The organism is Streptomyces sp. NPDC001781, from assembly GCF_053596035.1.
The window spans coordinates 89,763-114,530 of record NZ_JBSFFI010000017.1 but is presented as its reverse complement, the minus strand read 5'-3'; the positions used below and the strand labels follow the sequence as shown (position 1 = coordinate 114,530).

Below are 24,768 nucleotides of genomic sequence, written 5' to 3'. Positions count from 1 at the left end.
CGGTCAGGGCTTGGGCAGCGTGCAGCCGGCGGCGCTGAGGTTGAGCTTGTTGCCGGTCGTGAAGCAGGCCGGTATCTGGTAGGTCTCCTGGGCGTAGTTGATCCCCTGGCGGACCGTGACCTTGCCGTTCTGGTCGACCTCGCACGGGTTGTTCTCGGTGCAGGACTGGCCGTCCTCGTTGCCCGTGTTGTTGACGGCGACGACCTTGCCGGTGGCCGTGTCGATCACCGGCGAGCCGGAGGTGCCGCCGATGGTGTTGCAGGCGGAGGTGTAGCGCAGCGAGTCCTTCCAGGTCCAGCCGCCCTCCTTGAGCCGGTACACGAACCCGTCGGCGTTGCAGGCGTAGATCCGCTTCCAGTAGCCGGAGACGACCTTGATGCCGCTCCCGGCCACCGGGTGGGTGTCGCTCAGCGGCAGCGCGTTGATGCCGTAGGAGCTCCGGATCGCCGCGTAGCTGGTGGTCAGCCGGTACAGGGTGACGTCGGTGTCGGTCATGGTCGAGTAGACGACCTGGTTGGCGCGGAGCGTGGCGACCTTGGTGCCGGCCGAGTTCAGCAGTCCGAAGGTACGGCTGGAGGACTGGCCGGTGATGACCTGGCCGGGCTGCGGGAAGCCCGTCTCCAGGCAGTGCCCGTTGCTCAGCACCAGCGCGGGGTCGCTGTCCGCCGAGTTCGGCAGCCGCACGACGGAGCCGGAGCAGTTGCTGAGCGACACGGTCCCGGCGAAGTCGACGGTCACCGCCTTGGCGTGCGGCGCGGCCACGGCCGGGGCCGCGCCGAGTCCGGCGAGCGCCACGGCGGAGAGCGCGGCCAGGAGAGGCTTGTTCATGTGGGGGTCCCCTCTTCGTGAATTGTCATGCACATTGTCACGAGAGGGATGAGGGAGGACAAGAGTGCCGACCCGACTGGCCTCTTCCCGTCCGCGCCTCAACTCATGCGCCCGGGGGGCGGGTTGGGCACTCGGGTGAAACCACCGCGAACCCGCCCGCCCCTCCCCCGGCGCCCGCGGCGCGACCCGCGCCGGAACACGTGGTGGAAAACACCGCCCACCGGGCACGGACGGCCCGTAAGCTCGCGGGCATGCAGGTGATCCAGTCGACCAAGCTCGCCAACGTCTGTTACGAGATCCGGGGCCCGGTGCTCGAGGAGGCGATGCGACTGGAGGCGGCCGGTCACCGCATCCTGAAGCTCAACACCGGCAACCCGGCCGCCTTCGGCTTCGAGTGCCCCCCGGAGATCCTGGAGGACATCCTCCGCAACGTCTCCACGGCCCACGGCTACGGCGACGCCAAGGGCCTGCTGGCCGCCCGCCGCGCGGTGGTCATGCACAACCAGACCCTCGGCATCGAGACCGACGTCGAGCACGTCTTCATCGGCAACGGCGTCTCCGAGCTGATCGTGATGGCCATGCAGGCCCTGCTCGACGACGGCGACGAGGTCCTCGTGCCCGCCCCGGACTACCCCCTGTGGACGGCGGCCGTCTCCCTGTCCGGCGGCACCGCCGTGCACTACCGGTGCGACGAGCAGGCCGACTGGATGCCCGACCTCGCGGACATCGAGCGCAAGATCACCGACCGCACCAAGGCCCTGGTGATCATCAACCCGAACAACCCCACGGGCGCGGTCTACGACGAGGAGATGCTCAGGGGGCTGACCGACCTGGCCCGCCGCCACAACCTCCTGGTCTGCTCCGACGAGATCTACGACAAGATCCTCTACGACGGCGCCGCCCACACCCCCACCGCCAAGGTCGCCCCCGACCTGCTCACCCTCACCTTCAACGGCATGTCGAAGGCGTACCGGGTGGCCGGGTACCGGGTCGGCTGGATGGCCGTCTCCGGCCCGCGCGCGCACGCCGACTCCTATCTCGAGGGCCTGACGATCCTGGCCAACATGCGGCTGTGCGCCAACATGCCGGGCCAGCACGGGGTCGTCGCGGCGCTCAGCGGACGCCAGACGATCAACGACCTGGTACTGCCGGGCGGCCGGCTGAAGGAGCAGATGGACACGGCGTACGACCTGCTCACCCGGATTCCGGGCGTGAGCTGCGTACGGCCCAAGGGCGCGCTCTACCTCTTCCCGCGCCTGGATCCGAAGGTCTTCAAGGTCAAGGACGACCGGCAGCTCGTGCTGGACCTGCTGCGCCAGGAGAAGATCATGGTGGTCCAGGGCACCGGCTTCAACTGGCCCGAGCCCGACCACTTCCGGGTCGTCACCCTGCCGGGCGTGGCCGATCTGACGGACGCGGTGACCCGGATCGGGACCTTCCTGGACGGCTACGGCCAGCCGTAGTACCGACTCGGCACAACTTTGGACTCAGTCCAAGCTAGGATGGTTTCCGGTCAGCGCAGAGGAGCCGTCCCATGTACGAACCGATCCGCACCAAGTCGGTCCACAGCACCCAGGCGGCCCCGGACTTCCCGCACCGCTCCCGCGACGAGGAGCTGGACATCCAGCTGGCCGGGCACCTCGCCGCCCTCCTCGCCGTCACCGACGAGCTGCGCGGCCCGGCCGCCGACCCCGAGCTGGACACGGCCGCCGAGCGGCTCGCCACCGAGGTGACCCGGCTGCGCGGCGGCCGGGCTCCGGTGCGGTCGGTGCCGTCGGGAGCGGCCGCCGACCCGGCGCCGCTGCACCGACGGGCGCTCAGCCTCGCGGGCCGCGCCCTGGTCGTCGCCGCCTCCCGCGCGGACACGGCGGCCGCGATCCTGGCCGCCGGGCGGATGGACGCCCACACGGCGGCCCTGGCCGCGCCGAAGGAACTCGGCGCGGCCCGCTGACCTCGCTCAGCCGAGGCGCTCCACCAGCGCCCGGTACTGGTCCCACAGCTCCTTGGGCGTGTGGTCGCCGAAGGTCTCCAGGTGCCCGGGCACCAGGGACGCCTCCTCGCGCCAGACCTCCTCGTCGACGGTGAGCAGGAAGTCCAGCTCGGCGTCGGTGAGGTCCAGGCCCTCGGTGTCCAGGGAGCCCTTCGCCGGCAGCACGCCGATCGGGGTCTCCACGCCCTCGGCGCGGCCGTCGAGGCGGTCCACGATCCACTTCAGGACGCGGCTGTTCTCACCGAATCCCGGCCAGACGAACCTGCCCTCGCCGTCCTTGCGGAACCAGTTGACGTAGTAGATCCGGGGCAGCTTCTCCGGGTCCTTGTCCTTGGCCACGTCGATCCAGTGGGCCATGTAGTCGCCCATGTTGTAGCCGCAGAACGGCAGCATGGCGAAGGGGTCGCGGCGCAGCTCGCCGACCTTGCCCTCGGCGGCGGCGGTCTTCTCGCTCGCCACGTTGGCGCCGAGGAAGACGCCGTGGTTCCAGTCGAAGGACTCGGTCACCAGCGGGACCGCGCTCGCCCGGCGGCCACCGAAGAGGATCGCGGAGATCGGCACCCCGCGCGGGTCCTCCCACTCGGGCGCGATGATCGGGCACTGGTCCGCGGGGACCGTGAAGCGGGCGTTGGGGTGGGCGGCCGGGGTGCCGGACTCCGGCGTCCAGTCGTCGCCCTTCCAGTCGGTCAGGTGCGCGGGCTGCTCCTCGGTCATGCCCTCCCACCACACGTCGCCGTCGTCGGTGAGCGCGACGTTGGTGAAGACCGCGTTGCCCCACAGGGTCTTCATCGCGTTGGCGTTGGTGTGCTCACCCGTGCCGGGCGCGACGCCGAAGAAACCGGCCTCCGGGTTGATCGCGTACAGCCGGCCGTCCTCGCCGAAGCGCATCCAGGCGATGTCGTCGCCGATGGTCTCCACGCTCCAGCCGGAGACGGTGGGCTCCAGCATGGCCAGGTTGGTCTTGCCGCAGGCGGACGGGAAGGCGGCGGCGACGTACTTGGACTCGCCGTGCGGGGGCGTGAGCTTGAGGATCAGCATGTGCTCGGCCAGCCAGCCCTCGTCGCGGGCCATGACGGAGGCGATGCGCAGGGCGTAGCACTTCTTGCCGAGCAGCGCGTTGCCGCCGTAGCCGGAGCCGTAGGACCAGATCTCGCGGGACTCGGGGAAGTGCGAGATGTACTTGGTGGAGTTGCAGGGCCACGGCACGTCCTGCTCGCCCGCCGCCAGCGGGGCGCCCAGGGTGTGCACGGCCTTGACGAACTCGCCGTCCTCGCCCAGCTGCTCCAGCACGGCGCTGCCCATGCGGGTCATGGTGCGCATCGAGGCGGCGACGTAGGCGGAGTCGGTGATCTCCACGCCGAGCGCGGAAAGCGGGGAGCCGAGCGGGCCCATGCAGAAGGGCACGACGTACATCGTGCGGCCGCGCATCGAGCCGCGGAACAGGCCGCCCTCGCCGCCCGCCCCCTGGAAGATCTCCCGCATCTCGGCGGGGTCCTTCCAGTGGTTGGTCGGGCCCGCGTCGGCCTCCTTCGCGGAGCAGATGAAGGTCCGGTCCTCGACCCGCGCGACGTCGGTCGGGTCGGAGGCCGCGTAGTACGAGTGCGGACGCTTGACGGGGTCGAGCCGGGTGAAGGTGCCCTTGGCGACGAGTTCCTCGCACAGGCGCTCGTACTCGGCCTCGGAGCCGTCACACCAGACCACGTTGTCCGGCTGGGTCAGTTCGGCGATCTCGTCGACCCACGAGATCAGTTCCTGATGAGTGGTCGGGATGACGGTGGGAGCCGCGTTGTCGCGCGCCACGATCGCTCCTAAGTGAGGGTTTACGGCCCTGGATGAGGGATTCTCTCGGCCCCTTGGGGGCTGCGGCCCGGATGCCGCGCGGCGACCCCGGTCGGGGTCGACGCTCATCCGGTACCGACCGCACTCATTTGATCATCCGGTATCGAGTGCGCATATGTCCAGAGGGCGTCACAGGTGAGCGAGTACCCCCGGAACGGCGCGTTCCCGCGTCCGGCCTGCTTGCAAGCGCACATCTTTACGCGCGCCTGAGGCACACATGACGAAGTCTTTGCGTGCGGGGCGCGGGACGGGCGTGAGACCATGGATCTTGGTGCGGGCGTGAATCCGGCCACGTACCGAGCGGGACTGATCCGTAACTTACGGTCCCGTAGGTACGATGCCGTTCATGACTGCGTCCGTTTCCGCCGCGCTCAACCTGCCGGACCCGGTGAAGCCCCGGCTCCGTGGCTGGCTGCACCTGGGCATGTTCCCGGCCGCACTCATCGCCGGCCTGGTCCTCACCGCTCTCGCCGACTCCACCCGGGGCCGTGTCGCCTGCGGGATCTACGCCCTGACGGCGTGTCTGCTCTTCGGGGTCAGCGCGCTGTACCACCGGGGCAACTGGAGCCCGCGGGCCGACCGCATCCTGCGCCGGCTCGACCACTCCAACATCTTCCTGATAATCGCCGGCACCTACACCCCGCTCACCCTGCTGCTCCTGCCCGGCAGCAAGGGGCGGTGGCTGCTGTGGGGCATCTGGGCGGCCGCCCTCGCGGGGATCGCCTTCCGCGTCTTCTGGGTCGGCGCGCCCCGCTGGCTGTACACGCCGTGCTACATCGCCATGGGCTGGGCCGCCGTCTTCTTCCTGCCCGACTTCATGCGCACCGGCGGCATCGCCGTCCTGGTCCTGGTGGTCGTCGGCGGCCTGCTCTACAGCGCCGGGGGCGTGGTCTACGGCATCAAGAAGCCGAACCCCTCACCCCGCTGGTTCGGCTTCCACGAGGTCTTCCACTCCCTCACCCTGGCCGCGTTCATCGTGCACTACGTCGGCATCTCGCTGGTGGCCTACCAGCACGCCTGAGGGCCTTGGGGGGCGCGTGCCATCCTGACCGGGTGAACGGACCCCTGATCCAGCTCGAAGTCGCCCCGGAACTGCACCTGTTCGTGCCGCACGCGCACCGGGCGGGCCCCGCCGCACTCGGCACCGACGGCGTCTCCTCCCTCGGCCATGCCGTGGAGTCCCTGGGCATCCCGCTGACCGAGGTCGGCACCCTCACCGTGGACGGCCGCGAGGTTCCCCGCGCCCACGTCCCGGCCGCCGGCGAGTCCGTCCACGTCGGCCCGGTCCACCGCCCTCAGCGGGTGCCCGGCGCCCCCTTGCGCTTCCTGCTCGACGTGCACCTGGGCACCCTGGCCCGCCGGATGCGGCTGCTCGGCCTGGACACGGCGTACGAGTCCACCGACATCGGCGACCCGGCGCTCGCCGCCCGCTCGGCGGCCGAGCGCCGGGTCCTGCTCAGCCGGGACCGGGGGCTGCTGCGCCGCCGGGAGCTGTGGGCCGGGGCGTACGTGTACAGCACCCGGCCCGAGCAGCAGCTCCGGGACGTGCTGGAACGGTTCGCCCCAAAGCTGGCCCCCTGGTCCCGCTGCACCGCCTGCAACGGCCCGCTGCACCCGGCCACCAAGTCCCAGGTGGCCGACCGGCTCCAGGCCGGCACGCGGGACACCTACGACGTGTTCGCGGCGTGCGGGGAGTGCGGGCGGGCGTACTGGAAGGGGGCGCACCACGAGCAGCTGGAGGCGATCGTGGCGGAGGCGGTGCGGTTCCGCGCGGGGCTGGGCTAGGGCCTGCCGTTCGGATCAGGCCGGGCTCGCGGGGTCCGGTCCCCCGGCTCTCCCCGGGCGCCGTCAGTTCCTGGTGCCGTCCACGATGACCGGGGTGCCGCCGGAACCGGTGCCGCAGGGGACGGCGTACACCGGGTGGGCCCTGGCGGCCTCCCGGTAGGCGTCCAGGCACTGGTTGTAGAGGACCTTGTCGCTGAGGGAGCGCTCCAGGATCTTGTTGGCGCGGGCGGTGCCCTCGGCCTCGATCCGCTTGCGCTCCGACTCCGCCTTGGCGGTCCGCGCGGCCTCGACGGCGCGCTCGGTGGCCTGCTCCTGCTGGATCTTCTTGTCGATCTGGCCCTGCAACTGCTTCGACGGCCGCACGTTGCGCAGGTTGACCGTGGTCACGTCGATGCCGCGCGGCGCCAGCCGCTCCTTCACCAGGTGCTCGATCTCCGCGCTGATCCGCTCGCGGGCGGAGGCGTAACCCTCCTCGCTGGTGTGCCGGGCGAAGACGTTGCGGATGATCTCGCGGCTGTCCGGCAGCACCAGCCGCTCCTGCACCGCGTCCTCGCTCCCCGCCAGCCGGTACAGCTCGACCGCCTTGCGCGGGACGACGGCCCACTTGATGGTGACGTCGGCGTACAGCACCCCGCCCTGCGAGGAGCGCACCTCCACCCGGTCCTCACCGCCCAGGTCGAGGTCGACCGGCCGGGTGGAGAAGGAGGTGACGTCGGTGAACGGCGACTTCAGGTGCATGCCCGAGGTCAGCGGGGAACCGACTCGGCCGAACGTCACCGGGACGCCCACCTCGTAGGCGCTCACCACGTGCAGGCAGGCGAACAGGCCGGCCAGGATCCCGCCCAGGGCGCCGATCGCGGCCCCGGCCCTCCAGCCGGCCTCGGCTCTGCCACGTCCGACGAGGAACAGCACGACGGCCGCTGTGAGCAGCAGTACGGACAGCACGAACACGGGCTTCCCCCCACATGATGCGCCACCCCGTCCGGGTGGCGGGGTGGCGCATCGTAGCGGGCACGGGCGTACGGGAAGTAGCCGTACGGGGCGCCTGGTTCGCTCAGTCCCCGGCCAGCGCCGCGCGCAGCGCGTCGGGGTCGGTCACCGGGGCCTCGCAGGTGAAGTTCCGGCAGACGTACGCGGCCGGGGCGCCGTCCACCAGAGGGCGGTGGGCGAGGAGCGGGAACTCCTCCCCGTCCGGGGCGCCCGCGGCGACGACCGCGCCGGGGGCGCCGGTGAGGAGGGCCGCGCGGTGCAGGGCGGCGGTGCGCTCGTCGGTGAGGGACGGACCGACGACGGCCACCTCGCGGGGGCCGTCCAGCTGCGCCTCGGCGGCGGCCAGGCCCCAGCCGACGAACCGGGGCACCCTCGGCCCGAGCGCCTTGACCGCACCGAGTGCCTGTTCGGCGGCGGTCCGGTGGGCCTCGGAGCCGGTGTGGGCGGCGTAGGACAGCAGGGCGGCGGCCGCGGCGGACCAGCCGGAGGGGGTCGCGTTGTCGGTCGGGTCCTGCGGGCGGCGGATGAGCTGCTCGGCGTCGGAGGCGGTGTCGTACAGCGCGCCGCTCTCCGGGTCGGTGAAGCGGGTCATGACCTGGTCGAGGAGGAGCCCGGCGAAGTCCAGCCAGACGCCCTCGCCGGTGACGGAGGCCAGCGCGAGGAAGCCCTCGGCGACGTCGGCGTAGTCCTCCAGCACGCCGGAGTTGGCGCCGGCCCGGCCGTCGCGGCTGGTCCGGGTGAGGTGGCCGTGCTCGTCGAGGTGGACGCGGACCAGGTGGTCGGCGGCGGCGACGGCGGCCTCGACGAGGTCGGGGCGCTCGAAGTAGGCACCGGTCTCGGCGAGGGCGGCGACGGCGAGGCCGTTCCAGGCGGCGACGATCTTGTCGTCCCGGCCGGGCGCGGGGCGCCGGGACCGCTCGGCGCGCATCCGCTCCCTGACCGAGGCGATCCGCCCCGCGTCGAAAACCCGCTCGCTCTGCGGCAGTTGCAGCACGGAACGGCCGTGCTCGAAGGTGCCCTCGTCCGTCACGCCGAAGTACTCGGCGGCGAGGTCGCCGTCCTCGTCCCCGAGCAGGGCACGCAGCTCCTCCGGCGTCCAGACGTAGTACGCGCCCTCGACGTGCCTGCCGGTGCCGTCGTCGCTGTCGGCGTCCAGCGCGGAGGCGAACCCGCCTTCCCGCGTGCGCAGTTCACCGACGAGGAAGTCGGCGGTCTCCAGCGCGACGCGGCGGGCGAGACCGGAGCCGGTGGCCCGCCAGAGGTGGGCGTAGACCCGGCAGAGCAGGGCGTTGTCGTACAGCATCTTCTCGAAGTGCGGCACGACCCAGTCCCGGTCCACGGAGTACCGGGCGAAGCCGCCGCCGAGCTGGTCGTAGATGCCGCCGCGGGCCATGCGTTCGCAGGTGTCGCCCGCCATCTGGAGGGCACCCTCGGAGCCGGTGCGGGCGTGGTGGCGCAGCAGGAACTCCAGCGCCATGGAGGGCGGGAACTTCGGCGCGCCGCCGAACCCGCCGCGCTGGGGGTCGTACTCGCGGGTGAGGCCGAGCAGGGCCTGCGCGAGCTCCTCCTCACCGGGCACCCCGGCCGCCTGCCGGACGATCTCCCGCTGGGCGAGGTCCCGCGTGATCTTCCCGGCCACCTCGGTGACCTCGTCCCGCCGTCCCTCCCACGCCTGGTGCACCCCTTCCAGCACCTGCCCGAAGGAAGGCATGCCGTGCGCCGGGCGGGGCGGGAAGTAGGTGCCGAAGTAGAAGGGCTCGGCCTCCGGCGTCAGGAACACGGTCATCGGCCACCCGCCCTGCCCGGTCGCCGCCTGCACCGCCTCCATGTACACCGCGTCGACGTCCGGCCGCTCCTCCCGGTCCACCTTCACGCTGACGAAGTTCTCGTTCAGGTAGTCGGCGGTGGCCTGGTCCTCGAAGGACTCGTGCGCCATGACGTGGCACCAGTGGCAGGCGGAGTACCCGACGCTCAGCAGGATCGGCACGTCCCGCCGCCGCGCCTCCTCGAACGCCTCCGGCCCCCAGGGGTACCAGTCGACCGGGTTGTCAGCGTGCTGGAGCAGATACGGCGAGGTCACGTCGGCTAGCCGGTTCATACGATCCAGACTCTCACAGCACGTGCCACGGCCGGTGAAGCGCTGACGAGTCCGCCTCACAGGGGGGAATCGCACCACTAGTCGTACTGCTCCGCGCTGATCCGCGTACGCATCCACGCGGGCGCCACCATCTCGGCGGTCATGGTGCACCTCCTTCGAGGAGCCTGTGCGGGTCCGGTTCGTTCCGGTCCGGGCCCGCGGCGGCGTCCCGGGCGTCGGCCAGGACGGGGGCCGGCCGCTTGTGGCGCTTGGAGGCGCTCGGGCTCACGACGGCCATCCCGTCCACGATCTCGATGCCGGCGCACTGCGGGACCGGCCCGGCGTAGCGGCGCGCGCCGCGCCCGGTCCCCTCGGCCCCTCGCGCTCCCTCGTCCCCCGAAGCACACTGGTGCGCAACGGAGTTGGCGGGGAGGGGGACGTATGCGGGACGGGCATCGGGGTGAGGCCGAGCGCTTGGTGGTGCGGGCCGTGGAGGAGGAGGTGCGGCGGTCGGGCGGGCGGACCGACGGGCAGCTGCTGCTCACACGGGCGCGCGCCGCGCTGGACGGGATGGCGGGGGCGGCGGAGGAGGAGTACGCCGCGTACACCCGCGCGCTCGACGAGTGCGAGGCGGACCGGCTCAGCTTCGGCCGGCGCTACGCCCGTGAGGGCGCCGGCACCCCGCTGCTGGTGGCCGCCGTCGCGGCCGTCGCCGCGGCCGTCGCCGACCTGTCCCTCGGCACCGGGGCGGGCACCGCGCTCGGCGCGGGACTCGTCGTGGGGGTCGCCGGGGCCGCGGCGACCGTGGTGAAGGTGGCCGGAACACATCTGCCCGCCGCCCATCACCGCAAGGGCGCGCACCTCCAGCCCGGCGGCCCCGAGCAGTTGCGGCTGCAGTGGCTCACGGCGCTGGAGGTGCGCGGCATCCGCCCCTTCCTGGACCAGCAGCGGATGCTCGCCGCCTCCACCGCGCAGGGCAGGAAGGCCGGGCCGGCGCTGCGCGGCGCGGACAAGAGCGCGGCGGCCCGGCGCCGGACGGTACTGGAGCAGTCCTTCGGTCAACTACCCCAGCCCGGCGCACTGTTCACGGGCCGTACGCAGGAGCTGGCGCGGATCGGGCAGTGGGCGCTGGCCGCCCGCGCGGAGACCGAGACCCGGCCGACCGTGGTCGTGCTGCACGGCGAGCCCGGCTCGGGCCGCACCACGCTCGCCGTACGCGCGGCGCACGAGCTGCGCGACCACTTCCGGGGCGCCGTCGTCGTCGACCTGCGCGGCGACGGCCCCGAGACGCGTCCGCTGTCCACCCGCGACGCCCTGCTCCATCTGCTGAACCGGCTCGGCGCGCCCCGCGAGCAGTTGCTGTTCCGGGAGCACTCCTCCCCCGAGCAGCAGGTCAAACGGCTCGGCGAGCTGTACCACCAGCACCTGGCCGGACTCCCGGTGACGATCGTGCTGGACGACGCCTCCGACCCTGCCCAGGTCCGCGCGCTGGTCCCGGAGCACTCCGACAGCCTGGTCCTGGTCACCTCCCGCACTCCGCTGCGGCTGGACCCGGGCCTGCCCGCCTGGGTGCACCACCTGCCCGTCGAGGCGCTGGACGCGGCCGGTGCCGAGGAACTGCTGACCGCCTCCGCGCAGGACTCCGGCCACCCCTACGACACCGAATCAACCGCGCGCGTGGCGGAGTTGTGCGGTGGGCTGCCGCTGGCGCTGCGCTGCGCGGGCTCGGCGCTCGGAGCCCGTTCGGCGAGCGGACTGGCGACGGACCTGGCCGCGTACGGGCCCGTCGACCCGGTCGAACGGGCGCTGTGGCTGCGCTACGACGACCAGCCGGAGCCCGCCCGCCGGCTGCTGCGCCGGCTCGCGCTGGCGGGGCGGGCCTCGCTGGGCGTGGCGGCTGCCGCCGCGCTGCTGGGCACCGGCGAGGAGGAGGCGGACCGGCATCTCGCCGCGCTGGCCCGCGCCGGACTGCTGGACCATGTGCGCGGCGACCGGTACCGGCTGCACCACCTCGTCCGCGCCTTCGCCGGTGCCCGGCTGTCGGACGAGGAGGAGCAGGCGGAGCGCACGGCCGCGCAGGAGCGGCTGATCGTGAACTACGCCGAGCTGGCCGACTCGGTGCTGCGCCTGGTCGACGGCAACATGTCGACGCGGTCGGACCGCTTCGGCTCGCACGGCTTCGTCTCCGTGGAGGAGGCACTGCGCTGGCTGGACGACGAGACCAGCTTCATCACGGCCACCCTGCGCCAGGCCGAGGGCGTGGACCAGGGCGCGGTGCTGAACCTGCTGGGCGCGCTGTGCGATTACTGCCTGCTGCGCGGCGACCTGTACCGGCTCGGGGAGATCAACGAGCTGGCGCAGGCCGTGGACGAGGGGCTGCTGATGCGCTCGGTGCAGTGGCGCACCGGTATCGCGGCCCGGCAGCTCGGTGAGCTCGACAAGGCGCGCACCACGCTGGCCTCGGTGGTGGACCTGTACCGGGAGGCGCACCACGACGCGGGCGCCGCGCGTGCCCTGTGCTCCCTCGGCATCACCCTGCACCACCAGGGCAACCTGGCGGAGGCGGCGGCCAGGCTCCAGGAGGCGATGGACCTCCAGGCTCCGCCGCAGCTCGCCACCGACCGGGCCTGGACCATGCACGCGCTGGCCGCCGTACAGCGCGACCGGGCCCGGCTGCCCGAGGCGCTGGACCTGCTCGAGCGCTCGCTGGTGCTGCACCGGGCGGGCGGCTCGGTGCACGGCGAGGCGTGGGCCCACTACCAGCTCGGCCAGCTCGCCCTCTGCCTCGGCGACGTCCCCCGCGCGGAGGGCGAGCTCCGGGCCGCCCTGGAGCGGTACGGGCGCACCCGCGACGCGCGCGGCGAGGCGTGGGCGCTGACCCAGCTCGCGCGGGCCCGGATGGTCGACGGGGACGCGGGACCCGCCGTGGAGGGACTGCGGCGGGCGGCCGTGAGGCACCGGGACAACGAGGACGCGCGCGGTGAGGCGTGGACGCTGTATCACCTGGGGCAGGCGCTGGAGGAGACCGGCGACCTCGACCGGGCGGTGCGGGAGCTGGAGCGCTCGCGCACGATGTTCTCCCGGATGCGGGACGTGTACGGGCTGGCCTGCGCCCGGCACCACTCGGCCCGGGTGACCCGCGACCAGCGGGCCGCGCAGACCGGCTCGCTGCGCAACTCCGGGTTCGCCCGTCAGCTGCTGGCCGACGCCCGAGCCGACTTCCAGCGGGTCGGTGTCCCGCACGGCGAGGCGTGGACCTGCCTGGAACTGGCGGTGGTGGACGCGGGCAACGAGCGCACCCGGCAGGCGCTGGCGCTGTGCGACGAGGCGCTCACCCTGTTCACCGCCTACGGCGACCGGCGGGGTGAGGACTGGGCGCGGTTCCTGCGCTGCACCCTGCTGCCGTACGCGGCGCCGGGCGGCACCGAGGTGGGCACGGCGGTCGCGCAGGAGGAGCTGGCCCGCCTGGTCCGTGCCCCGCATCCGGCGCGGGACGAACGCCTCACCGACTGCGCCCCGGCCTACGCCCTGCTGCTGGAGCGGGGCGTAAGCCTGGAGTCGGGCTGGCAGGCGTGGCGGCTGCGCATGACTCCGGCCCGGCACGCCCGCGACGTGCTGGGGGTGCCGGTACCGAAGAAGGGGTGAGCGAAGTACCGGCGGGGCGCGGCCGCTGTCCCGGTCGCGCCCGCCGGGGATTCCGCCCGGGGGGGTCAGCCCTGCCGGGACTCGGTCTTCGTGGCGGAGGGGTCGCTCTCGGCGGGCGCCTCCTTGAAGTCGACCTTGCCCATGTGCTTGCTCATCGACTTCATCAGCCCCCAGACGGCCAGGGCCATCACCGCGAACACGATGAAGCCGAGGACACCGGGGGTGACCTTGTTTTCGTCGATCTCCTTGGCGAGAGGGACGAGGTGCGTCACTGCGAGGCTCACGCTTGCGCTCATGTCAGGCATTGTCCCGGATGCCCGCGAAGAGGTCGTCCTCGGGGAGGGAGGTGTCCACGAGGGACTTCGCCAGCTCGTACTCCTCGGTGGGCCAGACCTTCTTCTGCAGCTCCATCGGGACCTTGAACCAGCCGCCGTCGGGGTCGATCTGGGTGGCGTGCGCGATCAGCGCCTTGTCCCGGATCTCGAAGAAGTCCGCGCAGGGAACGTGCGTGGTCAGCGTGCGCTCGGCCCGCTCGAACTCGTTCCAGCGCTTGAGCCAGTCCCCGTACGGCGACTCCAGCCCGTTGTCCAGCATCGCCTGGTGCAGGGCCTCGGTGCGGGGGCGGTTGAAGCCCTGGTTGTAGTACAGCTTCTGCGGCTGGTGGGCGGGGCCGAACTCGGCCTCCGGGTACTTCTCGGTGTCCGCCGCGCCCTCGAACGCCACCATCGAGATCTTGTGGGTCATGATGTGGTCGGGGTGCGGGTAGCCGCCGTTCTCGTCGTAGGTGGTGATCACCTGCGGGCGGAACGCGCGGATCTTGCGGACCAGCTCGCCGGCCGCCTTGTCGACGTCCTCCAGCGCGAAGCAGCCCTCGGGCAGCGGGGGCAGCGGGTCGCCCTCGGGCAGCCCGGAGTCGACGAAGCCGAGCCACTCCTGCCTGACCCCGAGGATCTCGCGGGCCTCGTCCATCTCCTTCTTGCGCACCTCGTGGATGTGCTCCTCGATGTACGCGTCGCCCTGGAGCTTGGGGTTGAGGATGGATCCGCGCTCTCCACCGGTGCAGGTCACCACCAGCACGTCCACCCCGTCGGACACGTACTTCGCCATGGTGGCCGCGCCCTTGCTCGACTCGTCGTCGGGGTGCGCGTGGACGGCCATCAGTCGCAGCTGGTCAGTCAAGACTCGTTCCTTGTTGGTCGGCGCCCCGCGGTCGGTGGGGCAGTCAACGGGTGCCGTGCCTGGGGCACGTCGTCCATGGGGCGGCGGTCGGAGGGCGGGCGGCAGGCTTCTATAGTGACCGAATCGGGAGGCGAATAATTCCGCGGAGAGGACGATCATGGCTACGGCGAGCACGCGGCTGCCCGAGGGCCGCTACGGCCGCTCCTCGGACGAGCGTGCCGACCACCGGCTCAAGATCCTCGGCGCGGTCCTGGGCGTGGCCCTGCTCGCGCTGGTCGGCTACTTCGCCTACCACTATGTCGCCCGCAACGAGATCAGCGCCCAGGTCATCACCTTCCAGGCCTCCGACCACGCGGTCCGGGTGCACCTGGAGGTCCACCGGGACGCCGGCGTCGACGGCTACTGCACGCTGCGCTCCCAGTCGGCCGACGGGGCCGAGGTCGGCCGGGCCGACTTCCGCTTCTCCGGCCCGGACACCAGGGTCGACAAGGTCGTCACGCTGCGTACGACCGCCAAGGGCGGCACCGCCGAACTGCTGGGCTGCCACACGGGCTGAGGCGTCGCTCGGAATGCGTGCGGCGTGAGCTGCGTTGACGTGATTCTGATGGCTTATGTCCTCCCCCTTCCGCCCCTGAATTGTTAGGCTCGTGGTTTCGCCCATCCAAGAGAGAACATGCTTCTGGGGAGGGCGATGCTTTGTATCCCCAGTACCGACGAGGAGCACCCTGTGACCCAGACCAGCGAGAACGTCACCTGGCTGACCCAGGAGGCGTACAACAAGCTCAAGGACGAGCTTGAGTACCTTACTGGTCCTGCGCGCACGGAGATCGCGGCCAAGATCGCGGCTGCGCGCGAGGAGGGCGACCTGCGCGAGAACGGCGGGTACCACGCGGCCAAGGAGGAGCAGGGCAAGCAGGAGCTGCGCGTGCGCCAGCTCACCCAGCTCCTGGAGAACGCCCAGGTGGGCGAGGCCCCGGCCTCCGACGACGGGACCGTCGCACCGGGCATGGTCGTCACGATCGCCTTCGACGGCGACGAGGACGACACGATGACCTTCCTGCTCGCCTCCCGCGAGTACGCCAGCTCCGATGTCGAGACCTACTCGCCGCAGTCCCCGCTCGGCTCGGGCGTGATCGGCCACAAGGTCGGCGAGGACGCGGAGTACGAGCTTCCGAACGGCAAGAAGGCCACGGTGAAGATCCTCAAGGCCGAGCCGTACTCGGGCTGATCCCCGGCCCCTTGTCTCCGACCGGCCCCCGGCGCCCTCGCGGCACCGGGGGCCGTTGTCTTTCGTCTGGATCAGGCCGGGTCAGGCGGTGGCCGAGCGGTACTTGCGGACCGCCAGGCTGCGGAAGACCACGACGATGAGTACCGAGTAGATCAGCGACGCCCACACCGGGTGCTGCATGGGCCAGGCGGTGGACGTGGACACGCCGGGGTTGGCGAACAGCACCCGGGCCGCCTCGACAGTGGCGCTGAAGGGGTTCCAGTCCGCGATGTGCCGCAGCCACGGGGTCATGTTGCCGGTGTCCACGAACGCGTTGGACAGGAAGGTCACCGGGAAGAGCCACACCAGGCCCCCGGAGGTGGCCGCCTCCGGGGTGCGCACGGAGAGCCCGATGAGGGCGCCGATCCAGGTGAACGCGTATCCGAGCAGGAGCAGCAGGCCGAAGGCGGCGAGCACCTTCAGGGCGTTCGTGTCGCCGTCGGACCCCACCCGCCAGCCGACCAGCAGTGCGACCGCGGCCAGCACCAGCAGGGTGAGCGCGGTCTGCACCAGGTCGGCAAGGGTGCGCCCGGTCAGCACCGCGCCGCGGGCCATGGGCAGCGAGCGGAAGCGGTCCACCAGGCCCTTGTGCATGTCGTCGGCGATGCCCGCGCCGGCGCCCGCGGTGGCGAAGGTGACGGTCTGCGCGAAGATCCCGGCCATCAGGAAGTTGGTGTAGGCGGTGGCGCTGGTGCTGCCGCCGATCTTCATGGAGCCGCCGAACACGTAGGTGAACAGCACCACGAACATGATCGGCTGGATGAGCCCGAAGATGACCACCTCGGGAATCCGGACCATGCGGATCAGGTTGCGCTGGGCCACGATCAGTGAGTCGCGGACGGCTCTGCTGAACGGGTTGGCGGGCGCGACAGCCCGCGCGTCCTCACTGACGGCACTCACTTCACGGCTCCCTCGGTCTCGGTGTTCTCGGCGTCCCCGGCCGCACCCGGCCGGGCCTCGGCGGTGTGTCCGGTCAGGGACAGGAACACGTCGTCGAGGGTGGGGCGGCGCAGTGCGATGTCGTCGATCTCGATACCCCGGCCGTCCAGCTCCCGGATGACCTCCGCCAGCAGCTTGGCGCCGCCGGTGACGGGGACGGTGAGCTTGCGGGTGTGCTGCTCGATCGTGGTCTCGCCCCTGCCCAGGGCGCGCAGCACCTCGGCGGCGCCCGCGATCCGGTCCCGCTCGTGCACCACGACCTCGACCCGCTCGCCGCCGGTGCGGGCCTTGAGCTGGTCCGAGGTGCCCTGGGCGATGACCCGGCCGTGGTCGACCACGGCGATGTCGTGGGCGAGGTGGTCGGCCTCCTCCAGGTACTGCGTGGTGAGCAGGAGGGTGGTGCCGCCGGACACGAGCCGCTGGATGACCTCCCAGAGCTGCTGGCGGTTGCGCGGGTCGAGGCCGGTCGTGGGCTCGTCCATGAACATCACGGGCGGTGAGACCACGAGGGCGGCGGCCAGGTCGAGCCTGCGGCGCATGCCGCCTGAGTAGGTCTTGGCGGGGCGGTCGGCGGCGTCGGCGAGGTGGAACTGCTCCAGCAGCTCGTCCGCTCGCTGCTTCGCCGCCCGGCCGCGCATCTGGTAGAGCCGGCCGACCATCTGGAGGTTCTCCCGGCCGGTCAGGTACTCGTCGACCGCCGCGAACTGGCCCGACAGGCCGATGGAGCGGCGGACGGTGTCGGGGTGTCTGAGCACGTCGACGCCCGCGACGACCGCCCGGCCGCTGTCCGGACGCAGCAGGGTGGTCAGACAGCGGACGGTCGTGGTCTTGCCCGCGCCGTTCGGCCCGAGCAGCCCCAGGACCGTCCCCTCGGGCACGTCGAGGTCGACGCCGTCCAGTGCTCTTACGTCCCCGAAGGTCTTCACCAGACCCTCGGCATGGATGGCGCCCGGCATGATCTCTCCCCGTCGTCGGTGGTGCAGGCGGATGACTGGCACGCGGACCCGGCACCTCCGCCGAGCGGCGGTCCGGCCCCCACGACGCCCACCGTAACGCGATGTATCGCGTCCCTCAACGGGTTTTCGGATTCCCTCCCCGAACGGGTGAACGGCGGCCGGAGCGGTCCGTCCCGGCACCGCTCAGTCGATGATCATGTATCCCGACTCCCGGAGCGCGGCGGTGACGTCGCTGCGGTGGGCGGGGCCCTGCGTCTCCAGGTGGAGTTCCACCTCCGCCTCGGTCAGGCCGAGGCGCGGGTCGGTGCGGATGTGGCTGACGTCGAGCACGTTGGCGTCGGCGGCCGAGAGCACGCCGAGCAGGGTGGCGAGCGCGCCGGGGCGGTCGGTGAGCCGCAGCCGGACCGCGAGGTAGCGCCCCTGCGCGGCCATGCCGTGCCGCAGCACCCGCTGGAGCAGCACCGGGTCGACATTGCCGCCGGAGAGCACCGAGACCACCGGCCCGGAGAAGCCGCCCGGGTCTGCCAGCAGGGCCGCGACCGAGACGGCGCCCGCCGGCTCCACCACCAGCTTGGCCCGCTCCAGGCACAGCAGCAGCGCGGCCGAGAGCTGGTCCTCGCTGACCGTGCGCACCTCGTCGACCAGCTCCGCCACGATCGCGAACGGCACCGGGCCGGGCGTACCCACCTTGATCCCGTCGGCCATGGTCGCGGGGCTCCCCACGGTCACCGGGTGCCCCGCGGCCAGCGAGGGCGGGTAGGCGGCGGCACCCTCGGCCTGCACGCCGATGATCCGCACGTCGGGCCGTACCGACTTCACCGCCACCGCGATCCCGGCCGCGAGCCCGCCGCCGCCCATGCCGACGAGGATCGTGCCGGCCTCCGGGCACTGCTCCAGGATCTCCAGCCCGACCGTGCCCTGGCCCGCGATGATGTCGGGGTGGTCGAAGGGGTGGATGAACACCGCGCCCGTGGCGGCCGCGTACTCCTCGGCCGCCGCGAGCGCCTCGTCCACCACCTGGCCGTGCAGGCGCACCTCGGCGCCGTACTCGCGCGTGGCGCTGACCTTGGGCAGCGGGGCGCCCTGCGGCATGAACACGGTGGAGTGCACGCCCAGCAGGGAGGAGGCGAGCGCGACGCCCTGGGCGTGGTTGCCGGCGCTCGCGGCGACCACTCCGGCGGCCCGCTCCTCCGGCAGCAGCCCGGCGATGCGCACGTAGGCGCCGCGGAGTTTGAACGAGCCCGTCCGCTGGAGGTTCTCGCACTTGAGGTGCACCGGCGCGCCCACCGTGCGGGAGAGGTGTCTGCTGCTCTCCAGGGCGGTCGTGCGGGCCACCCCCGAGAGCATCTTCTGCGCCCCGCGCACGTCGTCGAGCGTCACGGAGCGCAAGGGGTGGGCCGTGCGGTAGTTCATGCCTCAAGTCTCGCAGTTCGGGCGCCCGCACGGCGCCCGCGACCGGACCGGCGCGCACCGGTTTCCCCAGCCCCCGTACGGGCCGCCGCCGGGCCGCGTACCCTGTCCCCCAACCCAGCAGCCCCTTCATGAAGCGAGCCTCCGGCCATGCCCACAACACCTGATATGTCGATGGACATGACAACTGTCGGTGACAGCGGTCTGCTCGACACGCTCCAGCACGAGGTGGCGGTGTTCGCGCGCCGCGCCGAACAGACGCGGCTCGGCGGGGTCGGGCAGGTGCGCAACTCCATGGACCGCGCCGCCTATCTGCTGCTCAACCGCCTCGACAACGAGGGCCCGATGGGCGTCAAGGCGCTCGCCGCGAGCATGGGCATCGACTCCTCCACGGTGACCCGCCAGGTGGCCCCGCTGGTGGACGCGGGCCTGGTCAAGCGCACCTCGCACCCCGAGGACGGTCGGGCGGTGGTGCTCCAGCTGTCCCCGCGCGGCGCGGCGCGACTGGCGGAAGTACGTTCTTCCAGGCGCCAGCTGATGGCCGAGCTGACCGAGGAGTGGACGCCGGCCGAGCGCGAGAGCTTCTGCGATCTGCTCAGCCGGTTCAACACCGCGCTGTCCGCGCGCATGACCGTCCAGCCGCAGCCGCCCGCCGCCTCGTAGGACCTCTCGTCCGGAGCTCGCCGGCCTCGCGGGGTCCGGTGCCGCCCGTGATTTGGACGGAAGACCCCGGGCCGTGCCGGTCCCGGCTCTTGACCCCTGGGGCGCCCCTGGCCTCATATGAGACCGGGTCCCACGGGTCCGGGTCCCACGGGTTCTTCTCGCGCCGCAGGGTGCGCTGGGGGGAGGCGGGGTGCGCGATCGGCGGGGCGTGGCGGACGCCCGCAGGGCACAGGAGTTCGAAGGGTTCGTCGCGGGCGCGGCGGGCCGGCTGCTGCACACGGCGACGCTGCTCACCGCCGAGACGCCGGACGCCAACCCGCGCGCGCGGCGTCTGCTGACCCGTGCGCTCGCCCACACCTACGCCCACTGGGACCACCCACGCGGCGAGGACCCCTACGACCGCGCCCGCGGGCACCTGGCGACCCACTTCGCGCACGAGGTCCGGCACCGTTCGCGCGCGCACGGCCCGCTGGCCGCGCTGAACCCGCGCGAACGGCTGGTCCTGGTGCTGCGCCTGTACGAGGGGCTGGCCGAAGAGCAGACGGCGGCCCTGCTGGGCCTGTCCGTCGACCGGGTGCGCGCGCTCTGCGACCGGGCGACGGCCACGGTGCTGCGTCCGCCGCCCGGCGCCGTCCCGCGCGCGGGAGGCCCGCTCCTGAGCCGGGTGCAGCCGTGATCCGGCCGGAGCGCGAGGCCGCGGTACGGCGGCTGATGGAGGAACTGCCGGTGGGCGTGCCACCGGAGCTGCCCGGTGAGGCGGTGCGCCGGGGGGCCCGGCTGCTGCGGCTGCGGCGGGCCGGCCGCCGGCTGCTGTGGCTGGTGCTGTGCGCGGCGGCGGTCGCCTTCCTCACCTGGGCCGCGCTGACCAGGCCGTGGGCGGAGCCGCCGTCGCTGACGACCCCGCCCGTGTCCGGCTGGTAGGCCGGGCCGTTCCGTCCGCCTACTTGTCGAGCGCCTGCTTGAGGTCCTCGACCAGGTCGTCCGCGTTCTCGATGCCGACGGAGAGACGGACCAGGTCGGAGGGGACCTCCAGCAGCGAACCGGCGACGGAGGCGTGCGTCATCCGGCCGGGGTGCTCGATGAGGGACTCGACGCCGCCCAGGGACTCGCCGAGGGTGAAGATCCGGGTGCGGTCGCACACGGAGACCGCCGCCTCCTCGCCGTCCTTGACCCGGAAGGAGATCATGCCGCCGAACGCCCGCATCTGCTTGGCGGCGACCTCGTGGCCCGGGTGCTCGGGCAGCCCCGGGTAGAGCACGCTGCTCACGCGCGGGTGACGGGACAGCATGTCGGCGACCTTCGTGGCGTTCTCGCTGTGCCGGTCCATGCGCACCGCGAGGGTCTTGGTGCCGCGCAGCACCAGCCAGGAGTCGAACGGCCCGGCGACGCCGCCCATCGAGTTCTGGTGGAAGCCGATCTCCTCGCCCAGCTCCTCGTCGGCGACGATCAGCGCGCCGCCGACCACGTCGGAGTGACCGCCCATGTACTTGGTCAGCGAGTGCACGACGACGTCGGCGCCGAGCGCCAGCGGCTGCTGGAGGTAGGGCGTGGCGAAGGTGTTGTCCACGACCAGCTTGGCGCCGCCGGCGTGCGCGACCTGGGCCACGGCGGCGATGTCGGTGATGCCGAGCAGCGGGTTGGAGGGGGTCTCCACCCAGACGACCTTGGTGCGCGGGGTCATCGCGGCGCGCACGGCGGCCGGGTCGCTGGTGTCGGCGACGGACCACTCCACGCCCCAGCGGGTGGCGACCTTGGCGAAGAGCCGGAAGGTGCCGCCGTAGGCGTCGTTCGGGATGACCACGTGGTCGCCGGGGGTGAGCAGCGTACGCAGCAGGGTGTCCTCGGCGGCGAGGCCGGAGGCGAACGCGAAGCCGCGACGGCCGCCCTCCAGCGCCGCGAGGTTCTCCTCCAGCGCCGCCCGGGTCGGGTTGGCGCTGCGGCTGTACTCGTAGCCGCCGCGCAGTCCGCCCACGCCGTCCTGCTTGTAGGTCGAGACCTGGTAGATGGGCGGGACGACCGCGCCGGTGAGGGGATCGGCGGTGTTGCCCGCGTGGATCGCCAGAGTCTCGAAGTGCTCGCTGATGTGCCTGTCGCTCATGTGTCCCGAGCGTAGTGCGCCCGCGGCGATGATGGCGGACGCCGAGCACGAAGGCCGGGCCGGCCGGAGTTCTCCACAGGCTCGGGGAGGGGTTGGCCAATTGCCTTCGGCATCTGGTTCGCTTGACGCATGGCGACTCTCTGGCTGCTCCTGGCGCTGGCCCTGCTGGCCTTCGCGCTGCTCCCGCTGATCCGGCGCGGGCGCGGCGGGATCGAGCGTGTGCATCCGGGCCACCCGGACGCCGCCGACCCCGAGCGGTACGGCTTCCTGCGCCAGGAGGAGCTGGACGTGCGGATGCCGGGCCCTGACCAGGATCTGCTCGACGTGCTGGACCTGGTCGGCCGCACCGGCGACTACCGCGCCGCCGCTCAGCTCCTCGCGGGTACGCAGGCGGAGGGCGAGACGCGCTGGCAGCGGGTGCAGGCGTTCGCGGGGGCGGCGTCGCTGGAGTTGCGCGAGCGGCCGGGCGGGGTGCATCTGACGCCGGGCGGCCAGTGGCTGCGGGTGTGGCGGGCCGAGCGGCCGGAGGACCCGGGCGGTGCGGCGGTGCACGCCGAGTTCCTGGCGCAGCAGGCGTGGCGGACCTCGGTGCCCGGCACGGACGACTTCCGGATCATCATGGAGGAGGCCCGCGACGCGTGCGAGCGGGCCGCGGCGGCCGCCCCCGGCGACCCGGTCCCGCACCTCGTGGCGCTGTCCGTGGCACGCGGGCTCGGCTGGTCCCGGCCGGAGTTCGACGAGCTGTGGGGAAGGATCATCGGCCTCGCCCCGCACCACATGGGCGCGCACTTGGCCGCGCTGCACTACACCTGCGAGAAGTGGCACGGTTCGCGCGAGGAGGCGTACGCCTTCGCCGAGGCAGCCGCCGCCCGCGCGCCCAGGGGTTCGCTGCTGGCCGCGCTGCCGCTGTTCGCGGTCTTCGAGCATCTGCCGGAGGTGAACCTGGTCGCGGGGTTCTACCGCAGCGAGGTCGTGGTCAAGGCGATACACGGCGCGCTGCACGCGGTGCACTCCGCCCGGCCGGACGATCCGATGCTGGCGCACGTGCGGCATCTGCTGGTGTTCTTCCTGGTGCGGGCCGAGCGCTGGGCGGAGGCCATGGACCAGCTCGTGCACGTGGACGGCCATGTGGGCGCCCTGCCCTGGAGTCTCTCCGAGGACCCGGCCGAGACGTTCGCGGTCTACCGGGCCCTGGCGGTCGCGGGTTACGAGGCAGGCGGCGGAAACCCGGCGACCCTGCCGGGCTGACCCCGGTCGCCCCCAGCGGCCCGGGCAATTCGTATTGCCCCGCTGACCTGCGGTGGGGCATACTCCGCTTGCCCCGGCCTTGCTCCTGCACGGCCCGGCCCCGAGTCCCCCCACACACACTCGGGCGGCGCCACCGCAGGGCGGTGTGCGCCGCGTTCGTCCTGTTCCGGCTCGCCCGGTTTCCTGTGGGGGGATCTGTTCCGATGGCCGCAACTCTGCGCGCGCTGCGCGCCCTCGTACTGTTGTCCGGCTTCTACCTGATCAGCCTCCTCCTGCTGGCGGCGCTGGCCGGAGTCGACGTCGCCCTGTTCCACTGGGGGCTGCGCGGCCTGGGGGCCGTCAAGATCGCCATCGTCACGGTGCTGCTCGCCGTACCCGTCGTACGCGGCATGTTCATGCTGCGCGTGCCCGCACCCGAGGACCCGGCCGCCGTCGAGGTGGGCGAGGCCGACGAGCCACGGCTGTGGGCGCTGGTGCGCGAGGTGGCCGACGCGAGCGGCACCCGCGCCCCCGCCCGCATCCTCCTCACCCCCGAGGTGAACGCCTCCGTGCGCGAGGACGCGAAGCTGCTCGGACTGCGTCCCGGCCCGCGCACCCTCACCCTGGGCGTGCCGCTGCTGACGGGGCTGAGCGAGGCCCAGTTGCGTGCCGTCCTCGGCCACGAGTACGGGCACTTCACCGCCGGCGACACCCGGCTGTCGGCGATCGTGGTGCGCGGCCGGGCCCAGATCGGACGGGTCGTCGAGCAGTTCCACGCCACCGCCGACGGCAAGGTGGCCGACGAGCGCGAGCGGCAGGAGCGGACCGCCGCCAAGCGGATCGCCAAGGGCAAGAAGGCCCGCGAGGTGGACACCCGGCACACCGGCGCGCTGTACCGGGGGATGGCGCGGCTCTACACGTGGTATGCCGGGCTCTACCTGCGCGCCTCGCTGAGCACCGCGCGCGGGCAGGAGTTCGCGGCCGATCTGGCCGCCGCCCGGCTCGCCGGACGCGACGCCACCGCCTCCGCGCTGCGCGAGATCCCGGTCCTCACGGCAGCCCACGGCTTCTACCTCGACTCGTACGCCACCCTCGGCCTGCCCGCCCGGACACTGCCGCCGCGCGGTCAGTTCTTCGGCGGCTTCGGCGCGCTGCTGACGGCCCGCGCGGCCGAGCTGCGAGAGCTGCGCGCCGGGCTGCCCGAGGAGCCGGAGTCCCGGTACGACTCCCATCCGCCGATGGCCGAGCGGGTCCGCCGTGTCGAGGCCCTGCCCGCCGACGGACGCGGCACCGAGGGCGACGGCCCCGCGCTGGCCCTGCTCACCGATGCCGGGCACACCCAGGCGGCGCTGGAGGAAGCCGTGCTGACCACCGAGACGCTCCGTTTCCGGCGCACCGCCGACTGGCCGGAGTTGCTGGACGTCGCCATGGCCGAGGGCGTCACCGCCGCCCGGACCCCCCTGCACCGCGCGCTCACCGCGTACACCGGACGCCCCGCGACCCTGACGGACGTGCTCGACGCCATCGACGAGGGCCGGCTGTGGCGGGTGGCGGAGCGGCTGCCGCTGTCCGAGGAGGCGGCCGCGGCGAAGGGGCGGGCGTTCCGCCAGTTCGTGCGGCCCGCACTGGGCGACTCGCTGCGCACGATGGTGCTGGCCGAGTTCAGCGCCCGTTCGCTGCTGAGCTGGGAGTTCTCCTGGTCCCGCCCGGCGGTCGTACGGCTGCCCGGCACGGCCGACGGCGCCGGGGCGAGTCCTGAGGACGCGCTGGAGGCGGCCGTGGGCGCGGCCCTGGCCGACGTGCCCGACACCGCCCCGCTGCGCGCCCTTCTCCCGCCGACGGTCGTCCAGCCCGCCTGAGCCTGCCGAACACCCC

At 72.7% G+C, this 24,768-nt stretch carries 22 protein-coding genes and 1 pseudogene; 12 read left to right on the top strand and 11 right to left on the bottom strand.

The genetic code is table 11. The features are described 5' to 3' along the window. Positions 1–3: 3 nt before the first annotated feature. Positions 4–828: a trypsin-like serine peptidase gene (locus ACWCV3_RS17885; protein ID WP_451224472.1), complete on the bottom strand. Its 825-nt coding sequence runs from the start codon at positions 826–828 to the stop codon at positions 4–6. Positions 829–1,079: 251 nt separating this feature from the next. On the opposite strand from ACWCV3_RS17885, the gene ACWCV3_RS17880 reads away from it, so the two are divergent. Both ACWCV3_RS17880 and ACWCV3_RS17875 read left to right on the top strand, forming a co-directional pair. Then, complete coding sequence (locus ACWCV3_RS17880) at positions 1,080–2,291, top strand: pyridoxal phosphate-dependent aminotransferase (protein ID WP_451224469.1); 1,212 nt, start codon at positions 1,080–1,082, stop codon at positions 2,289–2,291. 71 nt (positions 2,292–2,362) lie between these two features. Beyond that, on the top strand, positions 2,363–2,779 hold the full coding sequence (locus ACWCV3_RS17875; protein ID WP_451224466.1) for an SCO4983 family protein: 417 nt from the start codon (positions 2,363–2,365) through the stop codon (positions 2,777–2,779). Between the two features lie 6 nt (positions 2,780–2,785). Here ACWCV3_RS17875 and ACWCV3_RS17870 read toward each other — a convergent pair whose 3' ends face one another. After that, positions 2,786–4,618, bottom strand: a complete 1,833-nt coding sequence (locus ACWCV3_RS17870) for a phosphoenolpyruvate carboxykinase (GTP) (RefSeq protein WP_451224463.1) — start codon at positions 4,616–4,618, stop codon at positions 2,786–2,788. A 376-nt stretch (positions 4,619–4,994) separates the two neighbouring features. Here ACWCV3_RS17870 and trhA point away from each other — a divergent pair, with 376 nt between their 5' ends. Both trhA and ACWCV3_RS17860 read left to right on the top strand, forming a co-directional pair. Continuing rightward, positions 4,995–5,678: a PAQR family membrane homeostasis protein TrhA gene (trhA, locus tag ACWCV3_RS17865; RefSeq protein WP_451224460.1), complete on the top strand. Its 684-nt coding sequence runs from the start codon at positions 4,995–4,997 to the stop codon at positions 5,676–5,678. Positions 5,679–5,710: 32 nt separating this feature from the next. Then, the gene (locus ACWCV3_RS17860; protein WP_451224457.1) at positions 5,711–6,442 is read left to right on the top strand and encodes a Mut7-C RNAse domain-containing protein; all 732 of its coding nucleotides are present in this window, start codon (positions 5,711–5,713) and stop codon (positions 6,440–6,442) included. Positions 6,443–6,505: 63 nt separating this feature from the next. Here the strand turns inward: ACWCV3_RS17860 and ACWCV3_RS17855 are convergent, their stop codons facing one another. The 3 genes and pseudogenes from ACWCV3_RS17855 to ACWCV3_RS17845 form a co-directional block, all read right to left on the bottom strand. Further along, complete coding sequence (locus tag ACWCV3_RS17855; RefSeq protein WP_451224454.1) at positions 6,506–7,393, bottom strand: prohibitin family protein; 888 nt, start codon at positions 7,391–7,393, stop codon at positions 6,506–6,508. Positions 7,394–7,496: 103 nt separating this feature from the next. Then, positions 7,497–9,530: a thioredoxin domain-containing protein gene (locus ACWCV3_RS17850; protein WP_451224451.1), complete on the bottom strand. Its 2,034-nt coding sequence runs from the start codon at positions 9,528–9,530 to the stop codon at positions 7,497–7,499. 181 nt (positions 9,531–9,711) lie between these two features. Continuing rightward, a pseudogene (locus ACWCV3_RS17845) lies at positions 9,712–9,837 on the bottom strand (Uma2 family endonuclease); the annotation flags it as partial. Between the two features lie 113 nt (positions 9,838–9,950). On the opposite strand from ACWCV3_RS17845, the gene ACWCV3_RS17840 reads away from it, so the two are divergent. Continuing rightward, on the top strand, positions 9,951–13,154 hold the full coding sequence (locus tag ACWCV3_RS17840) for a tetratricopeptide repeat protein (protein WP_451224448.1): 3,204 nt from the start codon (positions 9,951–9,953) through the stop codon (positions 13,152–13,154). Positions 13,155–13,219: 65 nt separating this feature from the next. Here ACWCV3_RS17840 and ACWCV3_RS17835 read toward each other — a convergent pair whose 3' ends face one another. Both ACWCV3_RS17835 and mca read right to left on the bottom strand, forming a co-directional pair. Beyond that, positions 13,220–13,459 (bottom strand): hypothetical protein, encoded by a 240-nt coding sequence (locus tag ACWCV3_RS17835; protein WP_451224445.1) that lies wholly within the window; start codon positions 13,457–13,459, stop codon positions 13,220–13,222. Then, on the bottom strand, positions 13,452–14,333 hold the full coding sequence (mca, locus tag ACWCV3_RS17830; protein WP_451224442.1) for a mycothiol conjugate amidase Mca: 882 nt from the start codon (positions 14,331–14,333) through the stop codon (positions 13,452–13,454). Before mca ends, ACWCV3_RS17835 begins: the two co-directional genes overlap by 8 nt. Before the next feature lie 157 nt (positions 14,334–14,490). On the opposite strand from mca, the gene ACWCV3_RS17825 reads away from it, so the two are divergent. Then, entirely contained in the window at positions 14,491–14,889 is a 399-nt protein-coding gene (locus ACWCV3_RS17825) for a DUF4307 domain-containing protein (RefSeq protein WP_451224439.1), read from the top strand. Positions 14,890–15,060: 171 nt separating this feature from the next. Continuing rightward, positions 15,061–15,561: a transcription elongation factor GreA gene (greA, locus tag ACWCV3_RS17820; RefSeq protein WP_451224436.1), complete on the top strand. Its 501-nt coding sequence runs from the start codon at positions 15,061–15,063 to the stop codon at positions 15,559–15,561. An 81-nt stretch (positions 15,562–15,642) separates the two neighbouring features. Here greA and ACWCV3_RS17815 read toward each other — a convergent pair whose 3' ends face one another. The 3 genes from ACWCV3_RS17815 to ilvA form a co-directional block, all read right to left on the bottom strand. Continuing rightward, positions 15,643–16,500: an ABC transporter permease gene (locus ACWCV3_RS17815; RefSeq protein WP_451224433.1), complete on the bottom strand. Its 858-nt coding sequence runs from the start codon at positions 16,498–16,500 to the stop codon at positions 15,643–15,645. Continuing rightward, a complete protein-coding gene (locus tag ACWCV3_RS17810; protein ID WP_451224563.1) occupies positions 16,497–17,495 on the bottom strand; it encodes an ATP-binding cassette domain-containing protein in 999 nt (332 codons plus the stop codon). The genes ACWCV3_RS17815 and ACWCV3_RS17810 overlap by 4 nt, the downstream gene beginning before the upstream one ends. 183 nt (positions 17,496–17,678) lie before the next feature. Next, positions 17,679–18,908 carry a threonine ammonia-lyase gene (gene ilvA / locus ACWCV3_RS17805; protein ID WP_451224430.1) on the bottom strand — a complete coding sequence of 410 codons (1,230 nt, stop codon included), beginning with the start codon at positions 18,906–18,908 and terminating at the stop codon, positions 17,679–17,681. 165 nt (positions 18,909–19,073) lie between these two features. Here ilvA and ACWCV3_RS17800 point away from each other — a divergent pair, with 165 nt between their 5' ends. The 3 genes from ACWCV3_RS17800 to ACWCV3_RS17790 all read left to right on the top strand — a co-directional run bounded on the left by ACWCV3_RS17800 (position 19,074) and on the right by ACWCV3_RS17790 (position 20,489). Further along, positions 19,074–19,568 carry a MarR family winged helix-turn-helix transcriptional regulator gene (locus ACWCV3_RS17800; protein ID WP_451224560.1) on the top strand — a complete coding sequence of 165 codons (495 nt, stop codon included), beginning with the start codon at positions 19,074–19,076 and terminating at the stop codon, positions 19,566–19,568. Between the two features lie 190 nt (positions 19,569–19,758). After that, positions 19,759–20,244: a sigma factor-like helix-turn-helix DNA-binding protein gene (locus ACWCV3_RS17795; RefSeq protein ID WP_451224427.1), complete on the top strand. Its 486-nt coding sequence runs from the start codon at positions 19,759–19,761 to the stop codon at positions 20,242–20,244. 35 nt (positions 20,245–20,279) lie between these two features. Then, positions 20,280–20,489: a hypothetical protein gene (locus ACWCV3_RS17790; RefSeq protein WP_451224557.1), complete on the top strand. Its 210-nt coding sequence runs from the start codon at positions 20,280–20,282 to the stop codon at positions 20,487–20,489. 19 nt (positions 20,490–20,508) lie between these two features. On the opposite strand, the gene ACWCV3_RS17785 is transcribed toward ACWCV3_RS17790, so the two are convergent. Further along, a complete protein-coding gene (locus ACWCV3_RS17785) occupies positions 20,509–21,666 on the bottom strand; it encodes a cystathionine gamma-synthase (protein ID WP_451224425.1) in 1,158 nt (385 codons plus the stop codon). Positions 21,667–21,795: 129 nt separating this feature from the next. Here ACWCV3_RS17785 and ACWCV3_RS17780 point away from each other — a divergent pair, with 129 nt between their 5' ends. Continuing rightward, positions 21,796–22,914 carry a hypothetical protein gene (locus ACWCV3_RS17780; RefSeq protein WP_451224422.1) on the top strand — a complete coding sequence of 373 codons (1,119 nt, stop codon included), beginning with the start codon at positions 21,796–21,798 and terminating at the stop codon, positions 22,912–22,914. 203 nt (positions 22,915–23,117) lie between these two features. After that, positions 23,118–24,752: a M48 family metalloprotease gene (locus tag ACWCV3_RS17775; protein ID WP_451224419.1), complete on the top strand. Its 1,635-nt coding sequence runs from the start codon at positions 23,118–23,120 to the stop codon at positions 24,750–24,752. Positions 24,753–24,768: the final 16 nt, after the last annotated feature.